At 69.5% G+C, this 13,185-nt stretch carries 16 protein-coding genes and 1 pseudogene; 12 read left to right on the top strand and 5 right to left on the bottom strand.

Going from position 1 to position 13,185, the window contains the following annotated elements; genetic code table 11:
* The 9 genes from AC0CH3_RS17535 to AC0CH3_RS17495 form a co-directional block, all read left to right on the top strand.
* Positions 1-696: L,D-transpeptidase family protein (locus tag AC0CH3_RS17535; protein ID WP_465238109.1), on the top strand; the 696-nt coding region annotated here is incomplete at its 5' end.
* Positions 697-792: 96 nt separating this feature from the next.
* Positions 793-1,692, top strand: coding sequence for a heme o synthase (locus AC0CH3_RS17530; RefSeq protein WP_354301160.1), 900 nt, complete (start codon positions 793-795; stop codon positions 1,690-1,692).
* Positions 1,689-1,832, top strand: coding sequence for a hypothetical protein (locus tag AC0CH3_RS17525; protein WP_200916166.1), 144 nt, complete (start codon positions 1,689-1,691; stop codon positions 1,830-1,832). The genes AC0CH3_RS17530 and AC0CH3_RS17525 overlap by 4 nt, the downstream gene beginning before the upstream one ends.
* On the top strand, positions 1,832-2,371 hold the full coding sequence (locus AC0CH3_RS17520) for a cytochrome c oxidase assembly protein (protein ID WP_056017555.1): 540 nt from the start codon (positions 1,832-1,834) through the stop codon (positions 2,369-2,371). Before AC0CH3_RS17525 ends, AC0CH3_RS17520 begins: the two co-directional genes overlap by 1 nt.
* 30 nt (positions 2,372-2,401) lie before the next feature.
* Entirely contained in the window at positions 2,402-3,328 is a 927-nt protein-coding gene (locus AC0CH3_RS17515) for a cytochrome c oxidase subunit 3 (protein ID WP_056017558.1), read from the top strand.
* Positions 3,329-3,566: 238 nt separating this feature from the next.
* Positions 3,567-3,950 (top strand): DUF983 domain-containing protein, encoded by a 384-nt coding sequence (locus AC0CH3_RS17510; RefSeq protein WP_354301157.1) that lies wholly within the window; start codon positions 3,567-3,569, stop codon positions 3,948-3,950.
* Positions 3,947-4,579, top strand: a complete 633-nt coding sequence (locus tag AC0CH3_RS17505) for an SURF1 family cytochrome oxidase biogenesis protein (RefSeq protein WP_354301155.1) — start codon at positions 3,947-3,949, stop codon at positions 4,577-4,579. The genes AC0CH3_RS17510 and AC0CH3_RS17505 overlap by 4 nt, the downstream gene beginning before the upstream one ends.
* Positions 4,580-4,590: 11 nt before the next feature.
* Complete coding sequence (gene thrC / locus AC0CH3_RS17500) at positions 4,591-5,991, top strand: threonine synthase (protein ID WP_354301153.1); 1,401 nt, start codon at positions 4,591-4,593, stop codon at positions 5,989-5,991.
* Positions 5,988-6,863 carry a class I SAM-dependent methyltransferase gene (locus AC0CH3_RS17495; protein WP_056017567.1) on the top strand — a complete coding sequence of 292 codons (876 nt, stop codon included), beginning with the start codon at positions 5,988-5,990 and terminating at the stop codon, positions 6,861-6,863. The genes thrC and AC0CH3_RS17495 overlap by 4 nt, the downstream gene beginning before the upstream one ends.
* 80 nt (positions 6,864-6,943) lie before the next feature.
* Here the strand turns inward: AC0CH3_RS17495 and AC0CH3_RS17490 are convergent, their stop codons facing one another.
* Genes AC0CH3_RS17490 through AC0CH3_RS17480 form a run of 3 tightly spaced genes read right to left on the bottom strand, consistent with a single transcriptional unit; the run spans position 6,944 to position 8,600 of the window.
* A complete protein-coding gene (locus AC0CH3_RS17490; protein WP_465238108.1) occupies positions 6,944-7,585 on the bottom strand; it encodes a heme exporter protein CcmB in 642 nt (213 codons plus the stop codon).
* Entirely contained in the window at positions 7,585-8,169 is a 585-nt protein-coding gene (gene ccmA / locus AC0CH3_RS17485) for a heme ABC exporter ATP-binding protein CcmA (protein ID WP_354301149.1), read from the bottom strand. The genes AC0CH3_RS17490 and ccmA overlap by 1 nt, the downstream gene beginning before the upstream one ends.
* Positions 8,166-8,600 (bottom strand): metallopeptidase family protein, encoded by a 435-nt coding sequence (locus tag AC0CH3_RS17480; protein ID WP_457325054.1) that lies wholly within the window; start codon positions 8,598-8,600, stop codon positions 8,166-8,168. The genes ccmA and AC0CH3_RS17480 overlap by 4 nt, the downstream gene beginning before the upstream one ends.
* Positions 8,601-8,635: 35 nt before the next feature.
* On the opposite strand from AC0CH3_RS17480, the gene AC0CH3_RS17475 reads away from it, so the two are divergent.
* A complete protein-coding gene (locus AC0CH3_RS17475; protein ID WP_056019031.1) occupies positions 8,636-8,932 on the top strand; it encodes a 4a-hydroxytetrahydrobiopterin dehydratase in 297 nt (98 codons plus the stop codon).
* A gap of 445 nt (positions 8,933-9,377) precedes the next feature.
* Here AC0CH3_RS17475 and AC0CH3_RS17470 read toward each other — a convergent pair whose 3' ends face one another.
* Positions 9,378-10,163 carry an SDR family oxidoreductase gene (locus AC0CH3_RS17470; RefSeq protein ID WP_354301144.1) on the bottom strand — a complete coding sequence of 262 codons (786 nt, stop codon included), beginning with the start codon at positions 10,161-10,163 and terminating at the stop codon, positions 9,378-9,380.
* 53 nt (positions 10,164-10,216) lie between these two features.
* Between AC0CH3_RS17470 and AC0CH3_RS17465 the strand changes: the two genes are divergently transcribed.
* Positions 10,217-10,978 (top strand): ATP-binding cassette domain-containing protein, encoded by a 762-nt coding sequence (locus AC0CH3_RS17465; RefSeq protein ID WP_354301142.1) that lies wholly within the window; start codon positions 10,217-10,219, stop codon positions 10,976-10,978.
* Positions 10,975-12,516 (top strand): ABC transporter permease/substrate-binding protein, encoded by a 1,542-nt coding sequence (locus AC0CH3_RS17460; RefSeq protein WP_354301141.1) that lies wholly within the window; start codon positions 10,975-10,977, stop codon positions 12,514-12,516. Before AC0CH3_RS17465 ends, AC0CH3_RS17460 begins: the two co-directional genes overlap by 4 nt.
* Positions 12,517-12,657: 141 nt before the next feature.
* On the opposite strand, the pseudogene AC0CH3_RS17455 reads toward AC0CH3_RS17460, so the two are convergent.
* Positions 12,658-13,185, bottom strand: a pseudogene (locus AC0CH3_RS17455) (TonB-dependent receptor); the annotation flags it as partial.

Below are 13,185 nucleotides of genomic sequence, written 5' to 3'. Positions count from 1 at the left end.
AAACCACCCCGGCGTCCCCACACAGGGCGGATGCCCACCCGCCAGCATCTCGCCGCCACGATTCTCGGCCTCACGCTCGCCGGCGGCACCGCGATCGCGCTGACCGGCGCGCGCCCCGTGACCGCCGCGCCCGACCCCGCCACGCCGCGGATCGCGCCAAAAGCCCGCCCCGCGCTGGCCGCGGCCACCGCGCCCGCCCGGAGCCCCGCGGCGACTCCCGCCCCCGACCCCGCCGCCTACACCGTCAAGCGCATCCTCCAGATCCCGGGGCCCATGCATCAGGGCGACCATTACTGGGACGAGACCGGCGCCCCCCAGGGCCCCGTCGTCGTCACCGTCGATCTCGCCGCGCAGACCGTCTCGGTCTTCCGCGCGGGGTACGAGATCGGGACCGCGGTCATCATCTACGGCGCCGACGACAAGCCGACCCCGCTCGGCGTCTTCCCGATCACGCAGAAGGACGCGGATCACGTGTCCAACCTCTACAATGCGCCGATGCCGTACATGCTGCGGCTGACCAATGACGGCATCTCGATCCACGGCAGCGAGGTCGGCGACGGCTATGTCACGCATGGCTGCATCGGCGTGCCCAGGGCATTCGCGAAACGGATCTTCGACGCGGTGAAGCTCGGCGACCGGGTGATCGTCACGAACGGCGAACGGCTCGATCTGGGCCAGCCGATCACCGCCGCCTGATCGCCGTCCGGCCGGACACCATACCCGGTCTTCGATTTATCGCGCCGAACCATGGCTTTCCCCCGAGGCCCCGGTCGCGTATAGCCGTCCGCAATCATGACCACCGCGACGCCCCTGCTTCCCCCCGCCGAATGGCGCGACTTCCTGGCGCTGACCAAGCCGCGGGTGATGACGCTCGTCGTGTTCACCGGGCTGTGCGGCATGCTCGCCGCCCCCGTCGGCATCCATCCCGTGATCGGTTTCACCGCGATCCTGTGCATTGCGCTCGGCGCGGGCGCGGCGGGCGCGCTCAACCAATGGTATGAATCCGATATCGACGCGGTGATGCGCCGGACGCAAAAGCGCCCGCTCCCCGCGGGCCGAATGGACCGTCAGGCCGCGCTGCATTTCGGCGTCGGGCTCGCGAGCTTCTCGGTCCTGCTGATGGGGCTCGCGGTCAACATCGCCGCGGCCGCGATCCTGACCGTCTCGATCCTCTTCTACGTGCTCGTCTACACCGTCTGGCTCAAGCGCCGCACGCCGCAGAACATCGTCATCGGTGGTGCCGCGGGCGCGTTCCCGCCACTGATCGGCTGGGCCGCCGCAACGGGCGACGTGGCACTTCTCCCGCTGCTGCTGTTCGGGCTCGTCTTCCTGTGGACGCCGCCGCATTTCTGGGCGCTCGCGTTGTTCGTGAAGACCGATTACGCCAATGCGGGTGTGCCGATGCTTCCCGTCGTCGCGGGCGAGCGCGTCACGCGGACGCAGATCGGCCTCTACACCATCCCGATGGCGGCCGCCGCGGTTCTGCCGTCGCCGCTCGGTCTGGTCGGCAATTTCTACGGCGTCGTCGCGACCGTCCTGACGGGCATCTTCGCCTGGCTCGTGGTCATCGTCGCGACGCGTACGACCGGCCCCGACGACGCGATGAAGCCCGAGCGGCGGCTGTTCAAATATTCGATCCTGTATCTCTTTGCGATGTTCGGCGCGCTCGTCGTCGATAGGTGGCTGGCATGAACGACGACAAGACCCGCGAAGACCTGATCCGCCGCCGCCAGAATGGCCGCGCCAGGGTCATGGCGCTGCTGCTCGGCGCGTTCGTCATCCTCGTCTTCGCCATCTCGATCGCCAAGATCCAGGCGGGGATGCCGCACTGATGCGTATCGAACGCACGACGCGGACCGCGCTGCTCGCGGTGCTCGGCATCTGCTTCATGACGGGTCTCGCCTTCGCCAGCGTGCCGCTCTACCGCCTGTTCTGCCAGGTGACGGGGCTCAACGGCACGACGCAGCGCGGGCTCGCCGCGCCCGGCGCGACCGATCGCCAGATCCGCGTCGATTTCGATGCCAACGTCAGTCCCAAGCTGCCGTGGAAGTTTGCGCCCGAGAACCCGTCGGACACGATCGCGGTCGGGGCGCGCGACATGGCGTTCTTCACCGCGACCAACACGTCGAACCGTCCGGTCACCGGCACCGCGACGTTCAACGTCACGCCCGCGCAGGCCGGCAAATATTTCACCAAGATCCAGTGTTTCTGCTTTACCGAGCAGACGCTGAAACCCGGCGAGACCGCGCGGATGCCGGTGATCTTCTTCGTCGATCCGAAGATCCTGAAGGATCCCGACGCGGCCGATATCCAGACGATCACGCTCAGCTACACGTTTTACCCGGTGGATTCCGCGAAAGACGCAAGCTAGGACAGCCGTTAAAGAGAATAGGGGAGTTACATGGCCGGCGCCAAGAACCACGATTATCATATTCTTCCCCCCAGCGTCTGGCCGCTGGTCGGATCGATGTCCGCGCTCGTGATGGCGGTCGGCGGCATCATGTGGATGCATGGCGGCCATGTCGACAAGCCCAATGGCGGTGGCTGGATCTTCTTCATCGGCCTCGCAGGCCTGCTCTTCACCTTCTACAGCTGGTGGGCGCAGGTCATCGCCGAGGCACGCGCGGGCGACCACACCCCCGTCGTCCAGCTTCATTTCCGCTACGGGATGATCCTGTTCATCGCCTCCGAAGTCATGTTCTTCGTCGGCTGGTTCTGGGCGTTCTTCGACTTCTCGCTGTTCCCGACCGCGATGACGATCGTCGACGGCCAGGTCGAACGCGCGGTCGAGGGTGCGGCCGCGGTCGCGGCGCAGTGGCCGCCCAAGGGCCTCACCGTCATCAACCCGTTCGAGCTTCCGCTGCTCAACACGCTGATCCTGCTGACCTCGGGCACCACCGTCACCTGGGCGCACCATGCGCTGATCCACAACCAGCGCGGCGGCGAGAAGACCGGGCTGTGGGGCATGATCGGCGTCGGCAACCGCGACGGCGTGCTCAAGGGACTCTGGCTGACCGTCATCCTCGGCGCGCTGTTCAGCGCGATCCAGGCCTATGAGTATGTCCACGCACCGTTCCCGTTCAAGGGGATCAACTTCGGCGCGGCGTTCTTCATGGCGACCGGGTTCCACGGCTTCCACGTGCTCATCGGCACGATCTTCCTGATCGTCTGCCTCGTGCGCGCCTATAAGGGCGACTTCACCCCGCGCCAGCATTTCGGCTTCGAGGCCGCCGCCTGGTACTGGCATTTCGTCGACGTCGTCTGGCTGTTCCTGTTCGTCACCGTCTATGTCTGGGGCGGCTGGGGCGCCCCCGTCCACGGCGGTTGAGCACCGCCCGCTCCATTCCTGCCCTCCCCCCCGGCGAAGGCCGGGGCCCAACTGGGAAGGCCGCGGTAACGAAGCGCTGCCGTCCGTTACCCCCGTCCCCCAATTGGGCCCCGGCCTCCGCCGGGGTGGTAACGAGCGGCGACACGCCCGCCCTCCCCAATCTGTTCTCCCGCGAAGGCGGGAGCCCAGCCTGGCTCCCCGCCTCCGCGGGGAGACACCCCGGGCAAGACGACCGCGCATGACCGAAGATCCCTACCCCCTCGCCGCCGCCCCGCCCGTCGCGCAGGTCGCGCTCAAGGGCCTCTGCCCGCGCTGCGGCAAGCCCACGCTCTTCGCCAGATGGGCCGAATTCGCCGAGCGCTGCCCGAATTGCGGCCTCGATTTCAGCAAGTTCAACGTCGGCGACGGCCCTGCCGCGTTCCTGACACTGATCCTCGGCGCGATCGTCGTCGCGCTCGCGATCACGCTCGAGCTGACGCTGCATCCGCCGCTCTGGCTGCACATGCTGATCTGGATCCCGTTCACCGCCGGGGGCGTCATCCTGTCGCTCCGCGCCGCCAAGGGTGCGCTCATGTCCGCCGAATATCGCAACGCCGCGCGCGAGGGCCGCAGCCAGCCGTGACGACGACCCGGCGTTTCCCCATCCTCCCGACGCTGCTCGTCACGCTCGCGGTCGCGGCGATGATCGCGCTCGGCCTGTGGCAGCTGCTCGACCGCCTCCCGAAGAAGGAGGCGTTCCTCGCCCAGCTCGCCGCCAACCCCGCGCGTCCGCCGATGGCGTTCCCGCGCCTGCCCGACGAGACCTTGCTGTTCCGCCGCGCATCGGGCGTCTGCCTCGAGCCGACCGCGATCCGTCTCGCCGGCGCGGGCAAGGCGGGGTTCCGCGTCATCGCCGACTGCCGCACCGGCGCCGAGGGCCCCGGCATGATCGTCCAGCTCGGCACGACGCGCGACCCGAAGCTCAAAGTCCAATGGCCCGGCGGCCCGGTCTCGGGCTATATCACCCACGCCCCCGACGGCCGCTCGCTGATCGGTTCGCTGTTCGACCCGACCCCGGCGCGGCTGATGCTCGTCGCCGACACGCCGCCCGCCGGTCTCGCCCCCAACGGCAAGCCCGACCTCGACGCGGTTCCGAACAACCATCTCGCCTATGCCGGCCAGTGGTTCTTCTTCGCCGCCATCGCCGCGATCATTTATGTCCTGGCACTGGGCAGGCGCGGCAAACTTGTGTCGAAAGCTGCGTCCCGCTAACCGGCTTGGCCATGCGTTACATCAGCACCCGCGGCTCGGCCCCCGTCCTCGATTTCGAAGCGGCGACGCTCGCCGGTCTCGCATCCGATGGCGGACTCTACCTCCCCGAGACATGGCCGACGATGACCCGCGACGAGATCGCCGCGCTCGCGGGCCTCTCCTATGTCGACACCGCGGTCGCCGTCATGGCGCCGTTCGTCGGCGACGCGATGAGCCGCGACGAGCTGAAGGCGCTCTGCGAGCAGGCCTATGGCCGTTTCTCGCACGCCGCGGTCGTCCCGCTGGTCCAGCTCGACCACGACCAGTGGCTGCTCGAACTCTTCCACGGCCCGACGCTCGCGTTCAAGGACGTCGCGCTCCAGCTGCTCGGCCTCTTCTTCGAACGCTTCCTCGCGGGCACGACCAAACGCCTGACGATCGTAGGCGCGACCAGCGGCGACACCGGCTCTGCCGCGATCGACGCGGTCGCGGGGCGCGAGGGCATCGACATCTTCATGCTCCACCCCGCAGGCCGCATCTCGGAGGTGCAGCGCCGCCAGATGACGACGGTGCTCAGCCCCAACGTCTACAACATCGCGATCGAAGGCAGCTTCGACGACGCGCAGGCGCTCGTGAAGGCCATGTTCAACGACCCGGCCTTCTCCGACCGGTTCGCGCTGTCGGCGGTGAACTCGATCAACTGGGCGCGGCTGATGGCGCAGGTCGTGTATTTCTTCTACGCCGCAGTCCGCCTCGGCGCGCCCGACCGCGAGGTCGCGTTCGCGGTCCCGACCGGCAATTTCGGCGACGTGTTCGCAGGCTATGTCGCCGCCCGCATGGGCCTCCCCGTCGCGCGGCTGGTGGTCGCCACCAACGTCAACGACATCCTCCACCGCGCGCTCAGCAGCGGCGACTATTCGAAAACCGGCGTCGAACAGACCCCGACCCCGTCGATGGACATCCAGGTCAGCTCGAACTTCGAACGCCTGTTGTTCGACCTCGGCGGCCGCGACGGCGCCGCACTCGCCACACAGATGGCCGGCTTCGAATCCTCGGGCGCGATGCGCCTGACCAACGCGCAGTCGCAGGGCGCCGCGGCGCTGTTCCAGAGCGACCGCGTCGATCTCGACGACATGACGCTCGCGATGCGCTGGGCGCACGAGCATGCCGGGCAGGTGATCGACCCGCACACCGCGATCGGCCTCGCCGCCGCGCTGCGCACCGAGGTGCCGCCCGGCACCCCGATCGTCACGCTCGCCACCGCGCATGCCGCCAAGTTCGGCGACGCGGTCGAGCGCGCGACCGGCGTCCGCCCCTCGCTGCCGGCACGCGTCGGCGACCTGTTCCAGCGCGAGGAACGCTACGTCACGCTCCCTGCGACCTTCGACGCGATCACCGCCTACATCGCTGACCGCGCGAAGCCCTCGGCATGAAGACGCTCGACACGCTCATCGGCGAACCCTGGGCCGATTACGGCCTGATCGATTCAGGCCACGGCAAGAAGCTCGAACGCTATGGCCGCTTCCGCTTCATCCGCCCCGAACCGCAGGCGATGTGGGCGCCCGCCTCGACCGACTGGAAGGCGCAGGGCGAATTCGTCCCCGGCTCGGACGAGGATGGCGGCGGCCGCTGGGAGTTCTCGGAACCCGTCCCCCGCGAGGGCTGGACGCTCAAGTGGAACGAGGTGTCCTACACCGCGCAGACCACCCCCTTTCGCCATCTCGGCTTCTTCCCCGACATGGCGCCGGTGTGGAGCTGGATGCGCGAGCGCGTCGCCGGGCTCGACAGTCCGGAATGCATGAACCTGTTCGGCTATACCGGCGTCGGCACGCTCGCGATGGCGACCAAGGGCGTGCGCATGGTCCATGTCGATGCGTCGAAGAAATCGGTCGAGGCCGCCAAGGCCAATGCGCGGCTGTCGGGCATGGCCGACGCGCCGATCCGCTGGATGACCGACGACGCCGCCAAGTTCGTCGCGCGCGAGGTTCGTCGCGGCCGCCGCTATGACGGCATCCTGCTCGACCCGCCAAAATATGGCCGCGGTCCCGAGGGCGAGGTCTGGCGGCTCGAGGAGGATCTCCCCCGCCTCATCGCCGACTGCCGCAAGCTGCTCGACGAGAATTCGCGTTTCCTGTTCCTGACGGTCTACGCAGTCCGCATGTCCGCGCTCGCGATCGGCGAACTGCTCAACCAGGTCTTCGCCGACCTGCCGGGCAAGGTCGAGGCGGGCGAACTCGGCGTCCGCGAGGAAACCCGCGGCCTCACGCTCCCCACCGCCATCTGGGCCCGCTGGTCCCGCGACTGACGCGGGACCCGCGCGTCCCCAGCCCCTTCCCCAAACCCGTTCGTGCTGAGCGAAGTCGAAGCACCCGCCCCAGCGCGCGCCTAGTCCATCCCCGCCCGCATCGCCGCCCCCGCCACGACCGGCGCCCCCGCGACGAGCACCAGGCTCACCGCACCAAGCAGCTTGAACGCCCCCGCCCCGCCGACCGGATCGAGCCCGCCTGCGCCAAAGATCAGCAACGGCACCGCGAGCGGCAGCATCACCAGCCCCGCCACCGCGCTCCCGCTCCGCAACCCCGCGACCAGCGCACCCGTCGTCACCGCGAGCGCGGCGAGCCCCGGCGTCCCGATCGCGAGCCCGATCTCGACCCGCGCCAGCGTCGCCCCCGACAGGTCGAGCAACCCCGCGGCGATCACTGCGGCGAGCATCAACGGCGGCGCGAACGCGATCCAGTGCGCGACGATCTTCGCCGCCGCGACCAGCGCCAGCGACACCCCGCGCACGCGCAGCTGGTCGAGCACCCCGCTTTCCAGGTCGGGCGCAACCAGCCGCTCGACCGGCAACAGCGCCGCGAGCAACGCCGCTGCCCAGATCACCCCGCCCCCGACGCGCGCGAGCACGACCGCGTCGGGCCCGATCGCAAATGGGAACAGGATCGTCACGAGCAGGAAGAACGCGACGACCAATGTCGCGCCACCCCCCGCATAGCCCCGCCGCACATCGCGCAAGGTCAGCGCGAGCATCACGCCGCCCCCTCACCCGCCAGATTGATCGTCTGCGCCCCCGGGATCGCGAGCGGCAGATGCGTCGCGGCAAGGACGATCCCGCCCGCGCCACGATGCCGCGCGATCAGCGCCTCGAGCCGCCCGAGCGACGCCGCATCGAGCCCGTTGCCCGGCTCGTCGAGCAGCCAGATCGGCGTGCCCGACGCGACCACGCGCGCCATCGCCACGCGCCGCCGCTGCCCGGTCGACAGCATCCGCACCGGCACGCCCGCGAGCGCCGCCAGCCCAACAGCGTCGAGCGCCTGCGTCACCGCCGCCGCATCTGCGCCGTCGAGCTTTGCCCAGAACCGCAACGCCTCGCATACCGGGCGCTCCGCACCGAGCGCGGCCGCCTCGGCGAGCAGCGCGATGCGCCCGGTCACCCCGACTTCCCCCTCGGCGGGCGACAACAGCCCCGCGGCAATCCGGATGAGACTCGACTTGCCGACGCCGTTCGGCCCCGCGACGACCGCCGCCTCGCCCGCCGCCAGCGCGAACGACACCCCCTCGAACAACCGCCGCGCGCCGCGATCGCAGGCGACACCGCGAAACGCGAGGCTCACGCCGCGGCGTCTTCCAGCGCATGCATGTCGTCGTCGCTCAGCCCGAAATGATGCCCGATCTCGTGGATCATGACATGCGCGACCAGATCGTCGAGCCGCACCCCCGTCTCGATCCACTCCTCGAGGATCGCACGGCGATACAGGACGATACGGTCGGGCATCGCGCCCGTATCCATCGACGATTTCTCGCCGAGCGGACGCCCGTGATACAGCCCCGACAGGTCGAGCGGATGCTCGATGCCGAGTGCGGCCAGCGTCTCCTCGTCGGCGAATTCCTCGATCGCAAAGACGATGTCGCCCAGATGCACGCGAAATTCGGCAGGCAGCCGCGCGATCGTCGCGCGCCCGATCGCCTCGATAGCCGCCGCATCGGGCGCGAGCCCCTGCATATCGCCATGGATTGTCGCTTGCTCGCTCATGGCTCCAGCCATACGCGTTGGCGATCCATAGCTGCAAGGGTACGCGAATGATCGAGGCACTGAACGAGACCGAGCGGGCCGAGGCGCTCGATGGGCTCGACGAGTGGGATTATGACGATGCGCGCGACGCGATCACGCGGACGATCGTGTTCGCCGATTTCGTCGAGGCGTTCGGCTTCATGACCCAGGTCGCGCTGATCGCCGAGCGCGCCAACCATCACCCCGAATGGAAGAACGTCTGGAACCGCGTCGAAATCCTGCTGACGACGCACGACGCAGGCGGCCTGTCCCCGCGCGACATCGAAATGGCCGAAGCGATCGACGCGATCGTCGGCGACGCCTGACGGCCCCACCGTCATCCTGACACCCCTCCCGTCATCCTGGCGAAAGCCAGGACCCGGAGCCACAGGCGGCAACGTCCGTAACCCTGGGTCCCGGATCAAGCCCGGGATGACGGACAGGGCGCAACACCCCCACCCCCGTCATCCTGACGAAAGTCAGGACCCAGAGCCCCAAACGGCAATGCCCGTAACCCTGGATCCCGCGTCAAGCCCGGGATGACGGACAGGGCGGAACGTCCCCACCCCCGTCATCCTGACGAAAGTCAGGACCCAGAGCCCCAAACGGCAACGCCCGTAACCCTGGGTCCCGGATCAAGCCGGGGATGACGGACAGGGCGCAACACCCCCCACTCCCGTCATCCTGACGAAAGTCAGGATCCAGAGCCCCAAGCGACAACGTCCGTAACCCTGGATCCTGACTTTCGTCAGGATGACGAAAAGGACCCCCCTACCGCGCACGCCCCCGCCGCATCTGCTTGCGCAGCGCGCCGGGCATCCAGCGGGCGGCGAACGCCATCCGCCGCGCGGTCTTGCCGACATAGGTGTGGACCGTGTCGCCGTGCACCGCCGCCCACGCGGCTTCGGCGACCTTATCGACCCCGGTCAGCTCGAGCCCCGCCCCCGTCACCGTCTCGCGGATCGACCGGTTGGTCCCCGCCGTGCCCGCGTTGAGCAGCGGCGTGTCGATGAAACTCGGCACGAGGTCGCGCACCTTGATCCCGTCGGCCGCCCATTCGCCGTCGAGCGCCTCGGTGATCGCGCGCACGCCGAACTTGGTCGCCGAATAGGGCGCGAGCCCCGACGAGCCATAGATCGCCGACGCCGACGCGGTGTTGAGCAGGCACGATCCCGGCGTCCGCTTCAGATACGCATGACCGATCTTCGCACCGTTGAGCACGCCGACCAGATTGACCCCGATCACCCGGTCGATCTCGGCGAAATCGGTCAGCACGAGCGGCCCGCCGGTGCCGATCCCGGCATTGTTGAACAGCACGTCGAGCCGCCCGCCCGTCGTCGCGGTGAACGCCTCCAGCGCCTCGCTCCACGCGTCGCGGTCGCGCACGTCCATGACATAGGTCGACGCGCCCCCGGGCAACGCCGCCGCGGTCTCGGCCAGCCCCGCGACGTTGACGTCGGCGAGCCCGACGCGCCAGCCCTTGCGCGCGAACAGCAAGGCGGTCGCGCGGCCGATCCCCGACCCGCCGCCGGTAATGAATATGCTCTGCTGGCTCATGGCCGATCCTCTCCGTTTGATTTTGCGGTATGTTTCCCGCATCCTGCGCCCAGATGCCAGATCATTCTCCAGCGCTCGCTTTCGAATGCGTCACCAAGCGGTTCGGCGCGACCACCGCCGTCGATGCGGTCTCGCTGGACATCGCCGGGGGCAGCTTCGTCGCGCTCGTCGGCACGTCGGGATCGGGCAAGTCGACGCTGCTGAAGACGATCAACCGCCTGATCGAACCGAGCGACGGCCGCGTCACGATCGACGGCACCGACGTCGCCACCGGGCCCGCACCCGACCTCCGCCGCCGGATCGGCTATGTCTTCCAGAATATCGGGCTGTTCCCGCACATGACGATCGCCGAGAACATCGCGATCGGGCTGCGCATCGCGGGTCGCGCGCAGGACGCGCGCATCGACGACCTGCTCGACCTCGTCGACCTGCCGCGCGCCATCGCCGGGCGGCTCCCCGATGCGCTCTCGGGCGGCCAGCGACAGCGCGTCGGGATCGCGCGCGCGCTCGCGCCGGGGGCAAAGCTGCTGCTGCTCGACGAGGCGTTCGGCGCGCTCGACCCGGTGACGCGCGACGCGCTCGGCACGCGGATCCGCGACCTCCACGACCGGCTGGGCCTCACCACGATCCTCGTCACGCACGACATGGCGGAGGCGCTGCTGCTCGCCGACCGCGTCCTCGTCATGAAGGCGGGCCGGATCGTCGCCGACGCGACGCCCGCCGATCTCGTCGCGGGCAAGGGCGGCGACGACGCGCAGGCGCTCGTCCAGGTCCCGCGCGCGCAGGCCGAACGCCTCCGGGCGCTGGTCGCATGAGCGCGTTCCTCGACGCGCTGACCCGCGTGCCGCCGCTGCTCGCCAGTCACGTGCTGCTGTCCGCGGCCGCGCTGCTGCTGGGGATCGCGATCAGCCTCCCGCTCGGTGTCTGGGCGGCGCGCAACGCCGCGGTCGCGCGCGTCGCGCTGGGCTTTGCCAGCCTCGTCCAGACGATCCCCAGCCTCGCGCTGCTCGCGCTCTTCTACCCGCTGCTGCTCAGCCTGTCCGCGCTGGTCGGCGGCGGCATCCCCGCCTTGGGCTTCCTGCCCTCGCTGATCGCGCTGACGCTCTATGCGCTGCTGCCGATCCTGCGCAACGCGGTCGCGGGGCTGCAGGGGATCGACCCCGCGATCGTGCAGGCAGCCGACGCGGTCGGCATGACGCGCACGCAGAAGCTCCGCCTCGTCGAGGCGCCGCTTGCCGCGCCCGTGGTGATCGCCGGCATCCGCACCGCCGCGGTCTGGACGATCGGCGCGGCGACGCTGTCGACCACGGTCGGCCAGCCGAGTCTGGGCGACATGATCTTCGCCGGGCTCCAGACGCAGAACTGGGCGCTCGTTCTCGCCGGCTGCCTGTCCGCCGCCGCGCTCGCCTTGTGCGTCGACGCGCTGATCGGCGGGATCGAATTCGGGATCCGCACGCGCCGCCGCTGGCTCTGGATCGCGAGCGCCATCCTGCTCGTCGCGGGGGCAGCGGTCGCCACCGCGCCGCTCTGGCCGCGCGGCGGCGGCGGTGACCGGACCGTCGTCGTCGGCGCGAAGAACTTCGCCGAGCAATATATCCTCGCGCGCCTGATCGGCGACCGGCTCGAACGCGCGGGCTACACGGTGCAATACCGCGACGGGCTCGGCTCGGCGGTCGTCTTCGGCGCGCTCGCGGGGGACGATATCGACGTCTATGTCGATTATGCGGGCACGATCTGGTCGAACGAGATGAAACGCAGCGACGTGCCCGATCGCGGCGCGATGGTCACCGCGATCGGCGACTGGGCACGCCGCACGCACGGCGTCGGGCTGGTCGGCGCGCTCGGCTTCGAGAACGCCTATGCGTTTGCGATGAAACGCGACGCCGCGCGCGACCAGCGGATCGCCAGCCTCGACGACCTCGTCCGCGCCGCGCCGCGGCTCGCGCTCGGCAGTGATCTGGAATTTCTCGAACGGCCCGAATGGGCGGCGGTCAAGCGCGCCTATCCGCTGCGCTTCGCCCGGACGACGCCGTACAGCCCGACCTTCATGTACCGCGCGCTGCAGAGCGGGAACGTCGACGTGATCTCGGCCTTCTCGTCCGACGGCCGGATCGCCGCCGACCGGCTGACCGTCCTCACCGATCCGCGCCGTGCGATCCCGGGCTATGACGCGATCCTGATGGTCGCCCCGGCACGCGCCCGCGACGCCGCCTTCCTCGCCGCGCTCAAGCCGCTCGTCGGCCGCGTCCCCGTCGAGGCGATGCGCACCGCCAATTATCAGGTCGACCGCGACGCCGACAAACAGACCCCCGAGGCCGCCGCCCGCTGGCTCGCGGCCAGGATCGGCCTGTAACCAGAAAGGTGACCTGCCCCCCGCGTCATCCTGCCCCCCCTCCCGTCATCCTGACGAAAGTCAGGATCCAGAGCCAGACAGGACAACGCTCCGTCATCCTCGATCCCGACTTGCGTCAGGACGACGTCACGGACGACGGCCTCAGAAGAACAGCTTGCGCACGCTCAACCGCACCGTCCGCCCGAGCGGATCGAGATACCCCGGCTGATAGGTGTTCGGCACCACCCCCGTCGCGTCGGTCACCTCCTGACGCGTGTTAAACAGGTTCGCGACCGACAGGCTGACGCGCATCCCGCGCAGCCACGGCCGCGCCTTCACCCATTCGAGCCGCTGCCCCAGATCGACGAACAGCCGCGCATCCGCGGTCGCGAGCCCGCCGAAATTGAGCGTCTCGGGCGCCGCCGCGGTCCCGCCATCGACCGTCGTCCCCGTCGCATAGCGTCCCGACAGCCGTACGCCGATGCCGTTGTTGCTATAGCCCGCCTGCGCCTCGAACTCGTGCCGCGCCTGCCCGCCAGTATTGCCGATCGCATCGCCGTTGAGCAGGTCGAGCCGCGGCCCGCCCTCCTGCACCAGCACGCGGTCGGTGAAGTGCCAGGTATGGTAGAGCGCGAACTGGACGCGCCCGCCCGCCTGTCCGCCGCGACCCCCGCCGCCACGGCCGAAGCC

This window comes from Sphingomonas sp. AC449 (assembly GCF_979253475.1).
Note: the sequence above shows the minus strand (reverse complement) of the source record. Positions and strands in the feature narration are given on the sequence as shown.